Raw genomic sequence first — 15,707 nt, 5'->3', positions numbered from 1 at the left:
ACTTGAACTGAGAAAATGGGCCATCGAGCCGGCCCGGAGGAGATGTAAATGCGCAAGCTCATCGCTGGACTGGCAATCGCCGCTTCACCGTTTTTCGTGCAGGCAGCCTTGGCTGAGGGCGAGGGCGGACAGGAGGCGTTCAACAACAACTGCCGGACCTGCCATTCCTGGAAAGAGGGCGATAATCGCCTTGGCCCGAATTTGCATGGCATCATCGGCCGGAAGGCTGGCACGGCGGAAGGTTTCAACTATTCCGGCGCAGTGAAATCGTCGGGCATCACCTGGGACGAGGCGTCCCTCGACAAGTTTATAGCCAACCCGAACGGCCTTATCCCGAACAACAACATGAAGCCGTTTTCCGGGGTGGGTGATGCGAACACCCGCAAGCAGATTATCGACTTCCTTAAGACGAACCCGAATTGATGAGATTTCCGATGTCATCCTCGCCGCAAGTGCGAGGATGACCGGTTTGTTCATCGTGTTGGTGAAAGCTTGTCTGCCCCCTATGGGCAAGGCTTGGCGCGGGCGCTATTGAGAGGCGATCTCAATGGTGACCGTACATGACCCGCATCGGCTTTTATTCCGGCTCGTTCGATCCCGTGACGCTCGGGCACACGGACGTTATTCGTCGCGCGGCTGGTCTTCTGGACAGGCTCGTCATCGGTATCGGGATCAATCCGGGTAAGGCGCCGATGTTCGACGAGGCCGAGCGCGTGGCGATGCTCGAAGACGAAGTCGGGCCGATAGCGGCGCAAACCAAGACGGACATTGCCGTCGTGACGTTCTCGGGTCTTGCGGTCGAAGCGGCGCGCGCCAACAAAGCGTCGATCATCGTGCGTGGCCTGCGGGACGGCACCGACTTCGATTACGAAATGCAAATGGCCGGAATGAACGGCGAGATGGCGCCGGAGATTCAAACCGTTTACGTGGCGGCATCGCCCGCGGTCCGCCACATCGCTGCAAACCTCGTGCGCGCGGTGGCTTCTATGGGCGGCGATCCCTCGCCATTCGTATCGGCAGGCGTGCTGAAGCGGCTCAAGGCGAAGCCTGGCAAAAAAGCTTGAGCGGGCAGCCGGCTGAGGCCCGACTGCCGCTGGATGACCCGCTGCAGAACTATTCGGATGTTTCCTTATACGTGCCCGAGAAAACGGTCTCGGTGATTGGCACGTAGAAGTATGTGCCGCCGCCCTTCGCATTCTGGAATTTTCCGGTGCCGCCGGTGTTGGTGTAGCGGTATTCTTTGAGGTCAGAACCTTCGTCCCAAGAGAAGGTACGGGTCTCGCCGCTCTTGAAGTGGTCGACCCCGGTGCCGACACCCTTCCAGCTGCCGTCGGGCATGTACTCGTACTTGCCGACGCAGTCAGCGACGATGGTTTCGCGAGCGGTGTCGGTCGGAACTGTGATGCAGCGCCCGGCGTATTCGGCGACCTTGTGACCCTTGGAGATTTCCCTCTCGTCCCACTTATCCGTCATGCAGACGATGACGCCGGTCTGCTCGGCTGCAGCGGCACGGGGGTGGGAGGCCAGAGCGGAAATGAGAACCGACGAGATGAGAAAAGACGAGTTGATCAGAACGCCGTTCATATTTGATCCTCCATCCTTGATTTGAAAAAATTGCTTAGTATGCGCCGTCCACGCGGCAAGCGCGTCCGGCAATCGGAACTGTCATTCTTGATTTCATGTCGTGAGGAGCGCTCACCGCGGCCCTAGGTCCGGAAGCTGCAGAAACGCCGCGTTTCGGGGAAGTATGTTACGGTGTCAGAGGGCCCATCCGGACAACGGGGTGAGGCCGATCAGGCGCTTTCAGGAGCGTTCGCGTGACGGATATTCCGCCTCGTTGCTGGAATGAGTCCGAGCAGGCCGCTGTTCGCGAACAGCTTGAGCGCATCTTAAGAAGCACATCGTTCCAGCAATCGCGGCGGCGGTCACGGTTTCTTGAGTACATCATCGACGAGACCCTCGCCGGGCGCGGCGACCGCCTGAAGGGCTACACCATTGCGTGCGAGGTTTTCGATCGTCCCGGGACGTTCGATGCCAACATCGACCCGGTCGTGCGTGTCGAGGCCGGACGGGTGCGTGACCGGTTGCGCGAATACTACGACGGCGCCGGGCAGGGCGATCCGATACGTGTCGAGTTGCCGAAAGGCACGTATACGCCTTCCATTGAATTCCGGCGGACGGAAGCTCCACCGAACGCCGCGGAGCCGCAAAATGCGGACGGCCAGGCGCACGCCGCAGGGGCCGAGGCGCATGCCGAGAGAGTATCCGGTCGGTTTGCACGAGCCAAGAGATCGCCAGTCGCGCTTTCCGCGTTCGCAGTTTTTTTCCTCTTGATTGCTGCAGCTGGCTGGTGGGCTGTTCGGTCCTCTGCGCCGAAGCCTGTGGCGGGCGAGGCCGGCGGTCCCGCCGATATCGCGAGCGTCCCGGCGATGGCGGTGCTGCCGTTCACGAACTTGAGCGGCGATCCGAAGGAAGACTACTTCAGCGATGGCTTGACGGAGGACATCCAGACGGAGCTGGCGCGCTCCCGCGATCTGCGCGTGATCGCCAGGAACTCGACGTTTCAATTCAAAGGGCAGCCCGTCGACGTGCAGAAGATCGGACGCGACCTCAAGGTCCGCTACGTGCTGCAGGGAAGCGCGCGGCGCGTCGGTGACAACGTGCGCATTACCACGCAGCTGATCGATGCCAAAACGGGCTCGCACGTCTGGGCTGAGAAGTATGATCGGGAGATGGCGGACTTGCTCGTCGTGCAGGACGAAGTCGTCAACCAGATCGTCGGCAAGGTTGCCGGCAGCTACGGCGCAATTGAAAGCAGCGAGGCCAAGTCCGCACTCCGCAAGAGCCCTGAACAGATTCAATCATATGACCTTGTCCTCCGGGCTCGCGAGATTGTGCAATGGAACTGGACGCCCGAGATTTTCCAGACGGCGCGTAATTTCCTGAATAAGGCGGTCGCGCTCGACCCCGAGAATTCACGGGCGCGGCGCGAACTCGCATGGATCGCCGTAATGGGCTGGGTCTTTCGTCTCGATGAAAAGCCTGTGCCGGCAGATGAGATCGCCCGACAGGCGGCCAAGGCCGTGGAACTTGATCCAGCGGACGCGCGGGCGCGCATGATTGCTGCGTCAGCTTACTTCTTCACGAAGCAACTCGACCGTTTCGGAGCGGAGGCCGCACAGGCCCTCGATCTTGCGCCATACGATGCCGAGATCATGTCCACGCTGGGATGCATGATCTCCGCGGCCGGAGATCACGATCGCGGAGTAGCGCTTGCCGAAAAAGCCAACAGGATAAATCCCGACGCTTCGATCGGATGGTACAATTCAACGGTCTATACGGCGCTCTATCTCGCTGGCAACTACCGGCGGGCCCTTGAGATCGCGAAGCAGGGCATCCAAGACATGTTCTATGTCTATCTCGAGATCATTCCGATCTATGGTCAGCTTGGCATGAAGCCGGACGCCGCCGACGCGTGGCGCCGAATGCAGAGGCTTTATCCCGGCGCGACCCTGCAAAGCTTTGCGGACTGGTGGCGGCTCTGGAACATCAACGACGATGAAGTCGGCCGGCTGATGGATGGCGTCCATAAGTCGGGAATTTTCGAGCCGGACGCCAGAACCGGCCCGTAGCCACGCGATGGGGCGCCCGGGCGCGGCACGTCGTGGCTCGAACCTTGCGGTCGGGCCGTCAAATCGCCATAAGGGCGGCAACACTGCCCGCCGCACCGTCAGGCGGCCGGGATAAGCCCGGCACGGCCGATAAAGATCGTCAATTCGCGAGGAGCGCCATGGTTCGACTTCTATCGTTTGTTTTCGCGTCCCTGTTGGCCGTGAGCGTGTTTGCAAGCCTGCCTGCGCGGGCAGACGGCGACAAGCTCGTGATCGAGCTGAAAAACGGCAAGGTCGTCATTCAGCTTCGTCCGGACCTTGCGCCGAAGACGGTCGAGCAGATCAAGACGCTGGCCAACCAGGGCTTCTACAACGGCATCAAGTTCCATCGCGTGATCGACGACTTCATGGCGCAAACGGGCGATCCGACCGGCACGGGCACAGGCGGCTCGAAGCTGCCCGATCTGCCGGCGGAATTCTCCAACGAGGAATTCAAGCGCGGCACCGTCGCGATGGCGCGGACCTCCGATCCCAATTCGGCGAACAGCCAGTTCTTCATCTGCTTCAACAGCATCGGCTGCGCCGGTCTCAAGAACCAGTACACGATCTTCGGTGAAGTGGTCGACGGCATGCAATACGTCGACATGATCAAGCGTGGAGAGCCCGGCTCGGGAACCGTCGCCGATCCCGACGTTATGAAGAAAGTCTACGTGCAATAATCTAACTGATCGCGCCTCTCCCCCGGGGGGAGAGGCGGGCGCTGCAAGCGCCGGTAACGGGGCGGTCGAAAGAAGAAAAGCGACCCCTCGCCCTAGCCCTCTCCCGAAGGGGAGAGGGAGCAACAAGAAAGGAAATTTCCGATATGGCCGACTACAAAGATCCCGAGAACACGCTGCTCATCGAGACGAGCAAGGGGCCCGTCGTCATCGAATTGCGTCCGGATCTTGCGCCAAAGCATGTGGAGCGCATCAAGCAACTGGCCCGCGAAGGCTTCTACGACGGCATCGTCTTTCATCGCGTGATCGACGGTTTCATGGCGCAGACGGGCTGCCCTGACGGTCGGGGCACGGGCGGTTCCTCGCACGGCAACCTGCCGGCGGAGTTCAATGCCGAGCCGCACGTTCGCGGCGTCTGCTCGATGGCGCGGGCGTCCAGTCCGAATTCGGCCAACAGCCAGTTCTTCATTTGCTTCGACGACGCGCGCTTCCTCGACAAGCAATATACCGTCTGGGGCAAGGTCATCGAAGGCATGGAGAACGTCGACAAGATCAACAAGGGCGAGCCGCCAAAGAGCCCGGACAAGATGATCAAGGTCCAGGTCGCGGCGGACGCGGCCTGATGCCAGCGCCGCGCGACGAAAAGGGAGGCGCGCTTTCGGGTGCGCCTTTTCTCATTCCCGTTTGGGCCGGGTTGGCCGGAGCCGCGGGCGTGGCGTTATCGGCCGTTGCCGCTCACAAAGTGGACAGTCCTGCACTTGCGACGGCGGCGACGATCCTGACGATTCACGCCGTGGCTGCGGTCGCGATCTATTCGCTGGCGCTGCGAAGCGCGCGGTCTGGGCTTTGGAGCGCTGTCGGGCTGCTGATGCTGTTTTCTGCGACGCTCTTTTCGGGAGAGATCGCGTTTCACACCTTCACCGATATCGCCTCGCTGCAATTTCTCGCGCCGATCGGCGGATCGGGCATGATCTTGAGCTGGTTGCTGGTCGCGGTGGCCGGGTTCGTGAGCCGTGGCGGGAATTGACGCTTCGAGGAGCAATCCTCTCGGGTTTGTGCCGGGATGCGAGCGCCGCGGATCGCGGCGTTAAGGGTGGGGCATTCGCCGCCTTCCTATACGGGTGATGATCGTCTAAGCCGACGCAAATGCGTACCGATCTTTTCGATTTCGTCTTACCCGACAGCGCGATTGCGCTTTACCCCGCCGAGCCGCGCGATACCGCGCGCCTCCTCGTCGTGCATCCGGTAAAAGGCGGCTGCGCGCGTGACGATGCCGATCTGGACGACAAGCAGGTTCGAGATTTACCGGATCTCCTGCGTCCGGGAGATGCGCTGGTTTTCAACGACACGAAGGTCATACCGGCAGCACTGTCCGGCGTTCGCATGCGAGGAGAGACTCGGGCGCACGTCGACTTCAATCTGACGAAGCGAGTTTCGGACAATACGTGGCGCGCTTTCGCACGTCCGGCGAAACGCCTCGAAGCCGGAGATCGCGTGCACTTCGGACATTCCGAAGACGTGTGCCTGCAGGGCGCGCTCGATGCGACGGTGGCCGCAAAGGGTGAAGCCGGAGAAGTCGAGCTGGCGTTCGATTTGTCCGGTGCGGCTCTCGATGAAGCGATATCGGCAGTCGGCGCAATGCCGCTGCCGCCCTATATCGCGCTCAAGCGCGAGCCCGATGCACGCGATCGCGATAGCTATCAAACCATCTATGCCGAGAAGGAGGGCGCGGTGGCGGCGCCGACCGCCGGGCTGCATTTTACGCCCGAGCTGTTCGCGGCGCTCGATGCGCGCGGCATCTCTCGGCATTTCGTGACGCTGCATGTCGGCGCGGGTACCTTTCTGCCGGTGAAGGCGGAGGATACCGACGCGCATAAAATGCATTCGGAGTGGGGCGCGGTTTCGCGCGAAACGGCGGACGCGCTGAATGCGGTCCGGGCGCGAGGCGGGCGGATCGTGGCGGTCGGCACGACGTCGCTGCGCTTGCTCGAAAGTGCAGCGCGGGAAGACGGCACCCTCGTGCCGTGGTCGGGAGAAACGGCGATCTTCATAACGCCCGGTTATCGCTTCAAGGCGATCGATCTGCTGATGACGAACTTCCATCTTCCGCGCTCGACGCTTTTCATGCTGGTCGCTGCGTTCTCCGGACTGGGCACCATGCGCGCGGCTTACGGGCATGCGATCCGTAACGGATACCGGTTCTACTCTTACGGAGATGCAAGTCTCCTTGCGCGGGCAGACCAGTCCGAATGACGACAAGCCGCAACTTCTCAATACTCGGCACGCTTGCTATGGTCGGCGGTGGCGCTCAGCCGTTTCCTCTTAGCCGTGTGAGGCTTTCATGACATCTCGTATCGCGTCTACCGTCCGGCAGTTCTGCGTGGGCATTGCAACAGCAATTGCCTTGCTGACATCGGGTACGGCCTCCAGGGCGGGAACGGCCTGCACGTCTGTGGATGGACCGCGATGCAAAGAGAAGCTCTCGACCGGCATCGAAATGGCCTACATCGAAGTCGGACCGGCGGATGGCAAGCCGGTGCTGCTGATCCATGGTTTGACCGACAGCGTGCGTTCCTGGTCGCTGACGATGGACGCGCTCCACAAGATCGATCCGAGCCTGCACATCATCGCCGTCGATTTGCGCGGCCACGGCCAGAGCAGCATGCCTGACGCCAAGACGTGTGCGGCGGCTCCCGAGACTTGCTATCGGATTTCCGATCATGCCAGCGATGTGATTGCCTTCATGAAGGCGAAAGGCATCGGCAAAGCGGATTTGGCCGGTCACTCGATGGGTTCGTTCGTGGTGCAGGAGATCGCGCTCACGCATCCTGAGATGGTCGGGCACGCCGTTCTCGATGCGACCGGCGCGAAGAGCGTCGGCAACGCGGCGCTCGGAGACTTCGTGCTGAAACAGACGATTGAGGGGGCGTGGAAACCTGCGCTCGAAGCCAAGCATTATTCCTACCCCGCCGGTGTGTATGAACTAACGCCGCTCGATGCCGATCCGAAAGCGATGGAGTGGATCGCCGCGAACTGGACGCTCGATCCCGCCGCGCAACCTTCATTCCTGGCGCCCTATACGCCGGAGACGGCGAAGGTTCGCCTCGGCACGTGGATCGGCGCGACGAAAGGCTTGCTGGCTCAGGACAACACGGAACGGCTCAAGTCTCTCGCCGTGCCGGCGCTGGTGATGTGGGCGACGCAGGACAGCATCTATCTCGCCAAGGATCAGGAAGAGATCAAAAACTCCCTGAAGGATGCTGCGGCGAAGTCGGGCCTGACGTTCTACTGGAAGGAATACGGCAAGCGGCCGCTGCCCCAGTCCGGCGCGCAGGAGAGTGACATCGGCCATAACATTCAATGGTCGGCAGCGGAGACGGTGGCGAAGGATATTCATTCCTTCATCACCACGGGCGCGCCGACAGCTGATCTCGTCTATAGCGATGCGGCCCCCAACGTCACGCGCCTGATCGTCGAGTCGGGCAAAGCCGTCGTCGAGAAGATCGGAAAATAGAACGCATCATGAGCGCTGAGACACTCGCAACTTCGCCGTCGCATTCGGCGGCCGACGCGTTCGCCTTTCGCCTCCATGGTCAGGATGGCAAAGCACGGCTCGGCGAGATCGCGACACCGCGCGGCGTGATCCGGACGCCGGCCTTCATGCCGGTCGGCACGGTCGCGACGGTGAAAGCGCTCTACCCTGAGCAGGTCCGCGATGCTGGCGCGGATATCCTGCTCGGCAATACCTATCACCTGATGCTGCGTCCCGGCGCGGAGCGCGTCGCGAAACTCGGCGGTCTGCACACGTTCATGCGATGGGAGAAGCCGATCCTGACGGACTCGGGCGGCTTCCAGGTGATGAGTCTCGGCAAGATCCGCAAGATCACGGAAGAGGGCGTCGCGTTTCAATCGCATCTCGATGGGTCGCGGCACATGCTGTCGCCCGAGCGCTCGATCGAAATTCAATGCCTGCTCGGTTCCGACATCCAGATGCAGTTCGACGAGTGCATCGAATTGCCGGCCGAGCGCAAGGAAGTCGAGCGGGCGATGGAACTGTCGTTGCGCTGGGCCGAGCGTTCCAAGCGCGCCTTCGAGATGCAACTTTCGTCAGGCGGCGCGGGTCCGGGACAGGCGCTGTTTGCGATCGTGCAGGGCGGTACGGATATCGAGCTTCGGCATCGGTCGGCGGACAGGCTCGTGGCGATGGATTTTCCGGGGTACGCGGTCGGCGGTCTTGCGGTCGGCGAAGGTCACGAGGCGATGATCGCGACGCTGGCCGAGACGCTGCCGCATCTGCCGGTCGACAAGCCGAGATATTTGATGGGGGTCGGCACGCCGCTCGATCTGATCGAAAGCGTGCGTCTCGGGGTCGACATGTTCGATTGCGTGATGCCGACGCGCAATGGCCGCCATGGCTACGCATTCACCTGGGGCGGGCCGCTCAATCTGCGCAATGCGAAGTTTGCGGAAGACGCCGGGCCCTTGGACGAATTCAGCTCATGTCCGGCGGCGCGGGAGTTTTCGCGCGCTTACATCCATCACCTGATCAAGTCGGGCGAATACCTCGGCGCCATGATCCTGTCGTGGGTCAATACCGTCTTCTATCAGGACCTGATGGCGGCGATGCGGAAAGCGATCGCGGAAGGCCGCTTCGATGATTGGGCGGCCGAGACGAAGGCCCGCATCATCGCCTCTCCTCGGCAGGATCGGTAGGCTCCATCGCCATCAGGGCTTCTCGGTGCGCGATGCGCTCGCGGTGGATGAGGTAGAGGCCCGATGCGACGATGACCATCGAGCCGATAAAGCTCCAGCGATCGGGCTCGTCGCCGAAGATCACGTAGCTCAGCGTGATCATGCTGATCAGCTCGACGTAGATGAAGGGCGTCACGGCTGAGGCTGGTGCAAAGCGGTAGGCCTGGATCATGAGGAAGTGGCCGCCGCCGCCGAGAGCGCCGAGCAGCAGGAGCAAGATCCAGATCTCCGCGCTCGGAAACCAGATCCAATCGGCGAAGATAAAGGGAAGGGAAGCGACGACGCCGACGACCGACCCATAGTTCAGCGTCACCATCGGCGGGTCGAATGCGGATAGCTTGCGCGTCACGATCAAAAGCAGGGAATACGAGATCATCGATCCGAACGCCCAGGCGAAAGCCGGCTGGATCGACGTAACCCCCGGCCGCACGACAATAAGAATGCCGATGAAGCCGACGGCAATTGCGGCCGCGCGGTGCCAGCCGACGTGTTCGCCGAGCAATGGCACGGCGAGCGCGGCGACGACGAGGGGCGTCAGGAATGTTATCGACAGCGTCTGATCGAGGCGCAGATACTTGACGGCGACGAAGTTCAGCAACGTGGTCATCGCCATAAGGGCAGACCGTGTCAGCTGAAGTTTCAAGTTCTTGGTTTTCATCAGCGCCGGCATCTTTGCCGGGCTCATGAGCACCGTGATCCAGAAGATCTGCGTTGCGAAGCGCATCCAAACGATTTGCGCAACGGGCACGCCCAGCCGCGTGCCGAGGTATTTGGCGGTGGTATCGAGAACAGAGAAAAGCGTCACCCCGGCACACACCAGGAAAATGGCCTTGAGGCGATCAGGCATGTGAGACGCTTTTCCGGCGATATGCGGTAGACGGGCCGCAGCCGAGACGGGGCGCGTGCGGTTCGTGTCTGCTGCTGGGAAAGTCCCGGTGCGGCCGGGACGGTGAAGGGTAGCTACTTCTGGTTCGTCAGTGCGTCGCGTTTGGCGAGGAGGGCATCGAGCTCGGCCTGCTGCTCGGCGATGCGATCGGCATTGCGCTCCTCGTCTTCGGCACCCGAATAACCAGCTGCCTGCTCGACGAGCTGGCGGAGATTGTCGCGAATGATCTCAATCCGCTGATTGAGTTCGGCGAGGAGTTCCTTGTCAGCCATGGTCATTCCTGTGTTCTTTTGAGTTGGCCCGCGTTGTCGGGCCGAGGATTCGCGCTGGGTATAGCGCGTCGGCGGATGCCAAACCAACCACGTTTCTGCATGGCCTGCGACCATCAGTCAGGGAGGGTCATGGAATGAGGGTTGCGGGTTCGGGGGACGGTTTCTATAAGCACGCTTCGGCGCGCAACGTGCCTTCTCCCGTGGTGCATTCGGGCAGAGGCTTTGGGCCGAGATCATGCTTGCCGGCGGTTTCCTGGTAAGCCATTGATTTGGTGGTATAAAAGGGCCCGTAGCTCAGCGGTAGAGCATCTGACTTTTAATCAGAGGGTCGTTGGTTCGATCCCAACCGGGCTCACCACCAGAATCAAGGCATCGCCAGATGACGCCATGATCAGGGCTTCGCAGAGCGCGGAGCCATTCTGCCAGCCAATTACAACTTCCTTCTCGCAGCGAGCGCTCGGACGCGCCGCGTTCGCTCGGCGTATCGTCGGGCAAGTCAGCAATAGGAGGGCTGGCGGCGAAGCAGGAGCTCGGCCGTCAGCCGTAGACTGTCGAACAGGGCTTCGCGCGGTCAGCTTGGAGCCGAGCGTCTTTCCTGCCGCAAGCGCCCGCCGAGCGAGATCCACCACAATCCATGAAGGATGAGATCTACTCCGACCACGAGTCCCAGCACCCAAAGTCCGCTGATAGGCCAATTTGCGAGAATGACGAGACCGGCAGCGATACCGACGATGCCGGAGACGAGCAGCAGGGGACCGAACCATTCCCAATACTGGATGGCTTGAAAAATCCGGACTATCCCGGACGCCACAAGAGATAGCGCGAATACGAGGGCTAACACGACGGAGGCCCGTGCCGGATCACTGATGAGCATGAGCCCGCAGATAATGTACAGCGCGCCGATCAGCATGCGCAGGGCAAAGCCGCGCCAGTGCTGCGCATAAAATGCCTGAAACACTTCGGCGACGCCTGCCACTGCGATTAAAATGCCGATGAGGAAGGCGCTGATCACCGTGGCGGCAACCACATCGCCAAGCACAAAGAGGCCTGCGAAAACGAAGACGGCACCAACAAGCATGGCGCCCCACCAACTTGGATCGGCCGCCGCTTCATGGGTCAAGGGTACGGATTTGGCTGTCATGGCAAACTCCAGAAACCTGTTCGAACGAATGGTCTCGTGGGAGACGCAGGCTTCGCCGGAAGCGAAACACGCATCTCCGAGTAGCTGATGGATGCGCGCTTATTTGTCCGTTCCGCTGGGGGCGGACATTTTCGGCACTTCGTTGCTCATGGAATTGGTGGCTGGGAGTTTGCCCTCGTCACCCATTCTTTTGGAGGTGCCATCGGTGCCGGTGCTTGTGCCGGTGCCCGCGCCCATATCGGGCACGCGCGTGCTGACAGCGCCGCTTGCCGGGAGTTTGCCTGAATCACCCATCGTGTGACGCGTGGGATCTGCCTGGTCTTCTGCGAACAACGGCGATGCGCTGATGGCGAGCGATACTGCCGTAGCGGCTATTGCGAGAACGAATTTCATTTCTTGGACTCCTTGGTCGTTGATGCCAAGTGTCCCCCGTCTGATGCGCAGTATAGAGAATATTGGGGACTTTCGCCTGCCAAATTTGTCTGACGGCGAACGGATCGCCTCGCGGCTCGGCAAATTTTCGGCTTACGTGAAAGGTGTGCAGCAGGCGGCAGCTTCTCATCCGATGCCACGCCGCGGTGCTTTCAATTGTCTCTATTAACTATGCAATTGTTGTTGGCGGTTATGAAATCGTGTTTCTCGAGTTGGGCGAACAATTTAGACTTCCGCTCGATAGTCATGGCGTCCTGAGAACCGAAAACATTCGAAATGAACATCCCTCATCGGCCGCCCGCATCACGCACGCTGACGGCAATGCTGGCAATCTGCACCGCAGTGTTCGTCGGCGCGGCGCTTTCCGCAGCCGAGACGGTCTTTGCCCCTTTGGCTTTCGCACTGTTTACGATCGCCATCGCATGGCCATTGCAGAAGACGCTGCAAACCAGGATGCCCCAACTTGCGGCTCTCGCGCTGACGACGGGAGCCATCGTCGTCACGGTATGCGCATTGGCGCTCTTGCTGGCAGGGGCTGTGGGGCAGGTCGGGCGCTTCATCGTCGGCGATGCGGAACGTTTGCAGGCGCTCTATGGGTCGGCGACTTCCTGGCTGCAAGGTCATGGGATCGAGATCGGGGGAACATGGGCCGACTACTTCAATTCAAATCGGCTCATCCGACTGGCACAAGAGCTCTCGTCTCGTCTCAACACGCTGCTTAGTTTTCTGATCGTGGTCTTTGTTTACGTGCTGCTCGGTTTGCTCGAGGTGGATGCCACGGTTGCGAAACTCCGCGAGTGGCGGCACGGGAGCCTCGGCACGGTGCTGCTGGTGGGCGGAGCAAACGCGGCATTCAAGTTGCGGCGATACATGCAGGTTCGCACCCAGATGAGTATCATCACGGGTCTCTTGGTTTATGGGTTTGCGCTGCTCGCCGGGCTGCCTCTCGCGCTTCAATGGGGCGTCTTGGCCTTCGGCTTAAACTTCATCCCGTTCATTGGACCGTTCATCGCGACGTTGTTTCCAACGATATTTGCCGCGGCACAATTCGCATCGTTGCCTGCAGTCGTCGCGATCTTTACGTGCCTCAACATCATCCAGTTTGTCGTCGGAAGCTATCTCGAGCCCCGGTTCGTCGGCAACGCTCTTTCGATGTCGCCGATCGTCGTTTTGTTCTCGGTCTTTTTCTGGACGTTCCTATGGGGATTGCCGGGCGCTTTCATCGGCGTTCCCATCGTCATAGTTCTGCTATCGTTGTGCGAGGCGTATCCATCGACCCGGCGGATCGCCGATCTTCTCGGAGGGTCGCGACCGAAGGACGATCCGGTTCCGGGCTGACAGTTCCGCGCAGAACAATTTTTTCGGGGGCGTAGAGGGTCAGTCTTCCGTGGGCGTCGAGCCCGAGGTTGTGAACGTAGAAGTAGGTATCCTTCTCGTCGGTCACGTCCATGACGGGTGATGGGGCCGACACGATCTGTAGGTCTCCGCAGCGTCCAAGCCAATCAATGTGGCGGTGCCCGTGCATGACGATGATTTTTCTGCTGTACCTTTGCATGCGGCGGACGAACCAGCTTCCGTTGATCAATGCCGTGCCGATGCGCTCTGAGAGAGCTTTTGAAGCTTTGGGATATTCGACGACGTGATGGTGAAGCGCAACGATCCAGTAGGCGTCCGGAAACAGCGCCATCGTTTTCTCAGTGGAGCGCGTCTGCTCGGTTGTCACCAGCCCAAGCGCGTTCGTGAATGAGAAATGCGTTTCCGCGTTTGAATCGAGCAGAATTATTCCAAGTCCATCCGGCGTGGACGGCGGCAGCACCATCGGGAAGCTCTGCGGCCAAAGATCGGCAAGATGCCAGGATTCAAAGAGAGTGCCCGTGTCGGCGAATTCGGCAATTCTCTCCGACCATGGCGCGAGCGCCTGTTCCAGAGCGGGTCCGAGCTTTTCCTCCGAGGCCTGAGCGATATGCACGCGCCCGCCCTGAACCGAGGCAATTGCGCAGAGGGCGCGCATTTCGCGAAGCCGCTTCTTGGGACTTAAAGGCAGGTCCAGGCGCGCGGGATTGGCCCGGTCGACAACATTGATGTCATGGTTGCCCGGAAGCAGGGTCATCAGCTCTGCCAAGCGCGGATATTTGGCTAAGGCGTCAAGAAATTCCGCCCATTCGGCCGAGCGTCCGGCATCCGTGATGTCTCCTGTGATTATGATGGCATCGAGGGGACGTTGCGCGTCGATGTTGTCAAGCTCGGCGAGCAATTGCGCTAAGCGCTGATTCCCGCGGGGGCCTGAGCGGCCGCCCTCGATGCGGAACCCATACCGTTCGCCGACGGTGTGAATGTCTGATAGATGGACGACTCTCCACTGACGCTTGCCTGATGCGGGGGGCGCCATCGGAGCATCTCGCGGTTGTTCCATAAGGCTGTCGGCCAGCGCCCAGATCAATCCGGCCGCGGCGAGATATGCCGTGATGATGGCGACACTGTTGAAGAGCGCAGTCCTCATCAATGTGATCGGAGAGGCGAGATCGCTTGCGGACCCGGTCCACCGCGTTTGGGGCCAAACAAGCGTGAAGAGCAGGAGGGAAACGACGCAAATCAGTAGGCCGGCAGCTGCCGCGCTGAACGCGCGTACTCGTCCGCGCTTCGCTTGGTCGGTGTCTGTAGGAATAAACAGCTCGGCTATTTGCCTGAGCGCTTCACGTGCGAGCGCATAGGCCGGCTGAACCGCGAGCGCATTCAGCGACCAGAAATTCGTCTCGATGAGACGCCATAACGGTTTGCCTCCGAACCACGCCAGGAGGAGAAGCGCAATGAGCAGCGTCGGCGCAAAAAGCCCGGTATAGAGTGCTGCCGTCTTCGCGGAGACCGTACCGAGCCAGATCGAAACAAGTAGCGGTCCGGCGCCCAGCGTGATGGCCGGCACCACGATCAGCACCGCCCACGCAGCAAGCAATTTCGGCAGACTGATTTCGGAAAGAAGGCTCCCTGCGAGCGATAAGAGCGTTCGCCGCTTCGTGCTCGATCCATCGTCCTCGACATCGCCGTTGCGCGGGTCGATGATGGATTTCATTGCGGCTCCTTTGGCAGGCAGGAGAACTGGGCACGGCATGTTGCCCGTAGGAACTTACCAGCAATGCGGCACGGCGTAATCACCGAGTTCGGCTGCCGGGCCGTGCATTGGGCTTAAACATGGTTTTCGAGCGCCCCTCAACTTAGCCAAAATTCGATCCTTTACGGTTGCCGAGCGAGCGTAGAGAATGGTTCGAATTGCGATCGGGGGTGAATTGGTGAGCGAAGTATTCCGGCCGGGATTAGGTGAGCGCCTGACGCTTCGTGATCGGCTTCGCACGTCGACGTCGGCGCTGCATGCGCGGCTCGATCGCTCGATGGAACAGCATCTGCGATCCGGCGACGAGGGGTATGGGCAGTTTCTCCTCGCGAGCGCTGCGGCGTTGTTGCCGCTGGAACGAGAACTCGAGGCGGCCGGTGTGGCGCAGGTTATGCCTGATTGGCCCGATCGTGCGCGATCGTCGGCTTTGATTGCCGACCTGGAAGCGCTGGGGCTCGCCGTTCCTGAGCCGCGTCCCGTTGCGGATCAAGCGTTGCTGCGGGATGAAGCGTATCAGCTCGGCACTCTCTATGTGCTCGAAGGATCGCGGCTTGGCGCTCGGATGATCCTGCGTGGACTGTCCGGCTTCAGCGGGCCGACGAGCTACCTGTCGCACGGTCACGGTAAGCCCCTTTGGCAGACGTTCCTGGCGAGACTTGAAGCGTCGGCCCCGGCGCAGGCCAATCCCGAAATCGTCATTGCGGGTGCGACTGCTGCCTTCGAGCAGTTCATGCTGGACGACGCGCCCTGATCCAAGCCTTTCGATTCAACGTATTGTGACGCATGGATGT

The 15,707-nt window shown here is 60.8% G+C and carries 17 protein-coding genes and 1 tRNA gene; 12 read left to right on the top strand and 6 right to left on the bottom strand.

What is annotated here, in order from left to right; translation table 11 throughout:
- The first annotated feature begins 48 nt into the window (after nt 1-48).
- Both EKK30_RS00720 and coaD read left to right on the top strand, forming a co-directional pair.
- Nucleotides 49-423 carry a c-type cytochrome gene (locus tag EKK30_RS00720; RefSeq protein WP_290978733.1) on the top strand — a complete coding sequence of 125 codons (375 nt, stop codon included), beginning with the start codon at nt 49-51 and terminating at the stop codon, nt 421-423.
- Between the two features lie 137 nt (nt 424-560).
- Complete coding sequence (gene coaD / locus EKK30_RS00715; protein ID WP_290978730.1) at nt 561-1,064, top strand: pantetheine-phosphate adenylyltransferase; 504 nt, start codon at nt 561-563, stop codon at nt 1,062-1,064.
- A 49-nt stretch (nt 1,065-1,113) separates the two neighbouring features.
- On the opposite strand, the gene EKK30_RS00710 is transcribed toward coaD, so the two are convergent.
- Nucleotides 1,114-1,584 (bottom strand): hypothetical protein, encoded by a 471-nt coding sequence (locus tag EKK30_RS00710; protein WP_290978727.1) that lies wholly within the window; start codon nt 1,582-1,584, stop codon nt 1,114-1,116.
- Between the two features lie 233 nt (nt 1,585-1,817).
- Here EKK30_RS00710 and EKK30_RS00705 point away from each other — a divergent pair, with 233 nt between their 5' ends.
- The 7 genes from EKK30_RS00705 to tgt all read left to right on the top strand — a co-directional run bounded on the left by EKK30_RS00705 (nt 1,818) and on the right by tgt (nt 9,040).
- Nucleotides 1,818-3,632, top strand: a complete 1,815-nt coding sequence (locus EKK30_RS00705; protein ID WP_290978723.1) for a hypothetical protein — start codon at nt 1,818-1,820, stop codon at nt 3,630-3,632.
- A 158-nt stretch (nt 3,633-3,790) separates the two neighbouring features.
- Entirely contained in the window at nt 3,791-4,330 is a 540-nt protein-coding gene (locus tag EKK30_RS00700; RefSeq protein ID WP_290978720.1) for a peptidylprolyl isomerase, read from the top strand.
- A 143-nt stretch (nt 4,331-4,473) separates the two neighbouring features.
- Nucleotides 4,474-4,950, top strand: a complete 477-nt coding sequence (locus EKK30_RS00695; protein ID WP_290978717.1) for a peptidylprolyl isomerase — start codon at nt 4,474-4,476, stop codon at nt 4,948-4,950.
- Nucleotides 4,950-5,354 (top strand): DUF423 domain-containing protein, encoded by a 405-nt coding sequence (locus EKK30_RS00690; RefSeq protein WP_290978714.1) that lies wholly within the window; start codon nt 4,950-4,952, stop codon nt 5,352-5,354. The genes EKK30_RS00695 and EKK30_RS00690 overlap by 1 nt, the downstream gene beginning before the upstream one ends.
- A 119-nt stretch (nt 5,355-5,473) precedes the next feature.
- Nucleotides 5,474-6,580, top strand: a complete 1,107-nt coding sequence (gene queA / locus EKK30_RS00685; protein ID WP_290978711.1) for a tRNA preQ1(34) S-adenosylmethionine ribosyltransferase-isomerase QueA — start codon at nt 5,474-5,476, stop codon at nt 6,578-6,580.
- Between the two features lie 88 nt (nt 6,581-6,668).
- Nucleotides 6,669-7,841 (top strand): alpha/beta hydrolase, encoded by a 1,173-nt coding sequence (locus EKK30_RS00680; protein ID WP_290978708.1) that lies wholly within the window; start codon nt 6,669-6,671, stop codon nt 7,839-7,841.
- A gap of 8 nt (nt 7,842-7,849) precedes the next feature.
- Nucleotides 7,850-9,040: a tRNA guanosine(34) transglycosylase Tgt gene (tgt, locus tag EKK30_RS00675; protein WP_290978706.1), complete on the top strand. Its 1,191-nt coding sequence runs from the start codon at nt 7,850-7,852 to the stop codon at nt 9,038-9,040.
- Here the strand turns inward: tgt and EKK30_RS00670 are convergent.
- Both EKK30_RS00670 and EKK30_RS00665 read right to left on the bottom strand, forming a co-directional pair.
- Entirely contained in the window at nt 9,012-9,926 is a 915-nt protein-coding gene (locus EKK30_RS00670; RefSeq protein ID WP_290978703.1) for a DMT family transporter, read from the bottom strand. The two genes, tgt and EKK30_RS00670, sit on opposite strands and share 29 nt — an antisense overlap.
- 113 nt (nt 9,927-10,039) lie before the next feature.
- A complete protein-coding gene (locus EKK30_RS00665; protein WP_290978701.1) occupies nt 10,040-10,237 on the bottom strand; it encodes a hypothetical protein in 198 nt (65 codons plus the stop codon).
- A gap of 283 nt (nt 10,238-10,520) precedes the next feature.
- Between EKK30_RS00665 and EKK30_RS00660 the strand changes: the two genes are divergently transcribed.
- Nucleotides 10,521-10,595 (top strand) — tRNA-Lys (locus tag EKK30_RS00660).
- A 213-nt stretch (nt 10,596-10,808) separates the two neighbouring features.
- Here the strand turns inward: EKK30_RS00660 and EKK30_RS00655 are convergent.
- Nucleotides 10,809-11,378, bottom strand: a complete 570-nt coding sequence (locus tag EKK30_RS00655) for an HdeD family acid-resistance protein (protein WP_290978698.1) — start codon at nt 11,376-11,378, stop codon at nt 10,809-10,811.
- 99 nt (nt 11,379-11,477) lie between these two features.
- Nucleotides 11,478-11,771 (bottom strand): hypothetical protein, encoded by a 294-nt coding sequence (locus tag EKK30_RS00650; RefSeq protein WP_290978695.1) that lies wholly within the window; start codon nt 11,769-11,771, stop codon nt 11,478-11,480.
- Nucleotides 11,772-12,086: 315 nt separating this feature from the next.
- Between EKK30_RS00650 and EKK30_RS00645 the strand changes: the two genes are divergently transcribed.
- A complete protein-coding gene (locus tag EKK30_RS00645; RefSeq protein WP_290978692.1) occupies nt 12,087-13,148 on the top strand; it encodes an AI-2E family transporter in 1,062 nt (353 codons plus the stop codon).
- Here the strand turns inward: EKK30_RS00645 and EKK30_RS00640 are convergent.
- Nucleotides 13,048-14,877, bottom strand: a complete 1,830-nt coding sequence (locus EKK30_RS00640; RefSeq protein WP_290978689.1) for a metallophosphoesterase — start codon at nt 14,875-14,877, stop codon at nt 13,048-13,050. The genes EKK30_RS00645 and EKK30_RS00640 overlap by 101 nt on opposite strands.
- 217 nt (nt 14,878-15,094) lie before the next feature.
- On the opposite strand from EKK30_RS00640, the gene EKK30_RS00635 reads away from it, so the two are divergent.
- Nucleotides 15,095-15,667, top strand: coding sequence for a biliverdin-producing heme oxygenase (locus tag EKK30_RS00635; protein ID WP_290978686.1), 573 nt, complete (start codon nt 15,095-15,097; stop codon nt 15,665-15,667).
- The last annotated feature ends 40 nt before the right edge of the window (nt 15,668-15,707 follow it).

Source organism: Hyphomicrobium sp. (genome assembly GCF_003987855.1).
In the GTDB taxonomy this organism is placed as follows: Bacteria; Pseudomonadota; Alphaproteobacteria; order Rhizobiales; family Hyphomicrobiaceae; genus Hyphomicrobium_B.
This window is presented reverse-complemented; position numbering and strand designations above follow the sequence as displayed.

What these genes read in the sequence shown, in the direction of transcription:
- coaD (WP_290978730.1), top strand. Translation starts at nt 561, where the DNA reads ATGACCCGCATCGGCTTTTATTCCGGCTCGTTCGATCCCGTGACGCTC.
- EKK30_RS00680 (WP_290978708.1), top strand. Translation starts at nt 6,669, where the DNA reads ATGACATCTCGTATCGCGTCTACCGTCCGGCAGTTCTGCGTGGGCATT.
- queA (WP_290978711.1), top strand. Translation starts at nt 5,474, where the DNA reads ATGCGTACCGATCTTTTCGATTTCGTCTTACCCGACAGCGCGATTGCG.
- EKK30_RS00645 (WP_290978692.1), top strand. Translation starts at nt 12,087, where the DNA reads ATGAACATCCCTCATCGGCCGCCCGCATCACGCACGCTGACGGCAATG.
- EKK30_RS00650 (WP_290978695.1), bottom strand. Translation starts at nt 11,771, where the DNA reads ATGAAATTCGTTCTCGCAATAGCCGCTACGGCAGTATCGCTCGCCATC.
- EKK30_RS00665 (WP_290978701.1), bottom strand. Translation starts at nt 10,237, where the DNA reads ATGGCTGACAAGGAACTCCTCGCCGAACTCAATCAGCGGATTGAGATC.
- EKK30_RS00690 (WP_290978714.1), top strand. Translation starts at nt 4,950, where the DNA reads ATGCCAGCGCCGCGCGACGAAAAGGGAGGCGCGCTTTCGGGTGCGCCT.
- EKK30_RS00655 (WP_290978698.1), bottom strand. Translation starts at nt 11,378, where the DNA reads ATGACAGCCAAATCCGTACCCTTGACCCATGAAGCGGCGGCCGATCCA.
- EKK30_RS00695 (WP_290978717.1), top strand. Translation starts at nt 4,474, where the DNA reads ATGGCCGACTACAAAGATCCCGAGAACACGCTGCTCATCGAGACGAGC.
- EKK30_RS00710 (WP_290978727.1), bottom strand. Translation starts at nt 1,584, where the DNA reads ATGAACGGCGTTCTGATCAACTCGTCTTTTCTCATCTCGTCGGTTCTC.
- EKK30_RS00720 (WP_290978733.1), top strand. Translation starts at nt 49, where the DNA reads ATGCGCAAGCTCATCGCTGGACTGGCAATCGCCGCTTCACCGTTTTTC.
- EKK30_RS00700 (WP_290978720.1), top strand. Translation starts at nt 3,791, where the DNA reads ATGGTTCGACTTCTATCGTTTGTTTTCGCGTCCCTGTTGGCCGTGAGC.
- EKK30_RS00670 (WP_290978703.1), bottom strand. Translation starts at nt 9,926, where the DNA reads ATGCCTGATCGCCTCAAGGCCATTTTCCTGGTGTGTGCCGGGGTGACG.
- EKK30_RS00640 (WP_290978689.1), bottom strand. Translation starts at nt 14,877, where the DNA reads ATGAAATCCATCATCGACCCGCGCAACGGCGATGTCGAGGACGATGGA.
- tgt (WP_290978706.1), top strand. Translation starts at nt 7,850, where the DNA reads ATGAGCGCTGAGACACTCGCAACTTCGCCGTCGCATTCGGCGGCCGAC.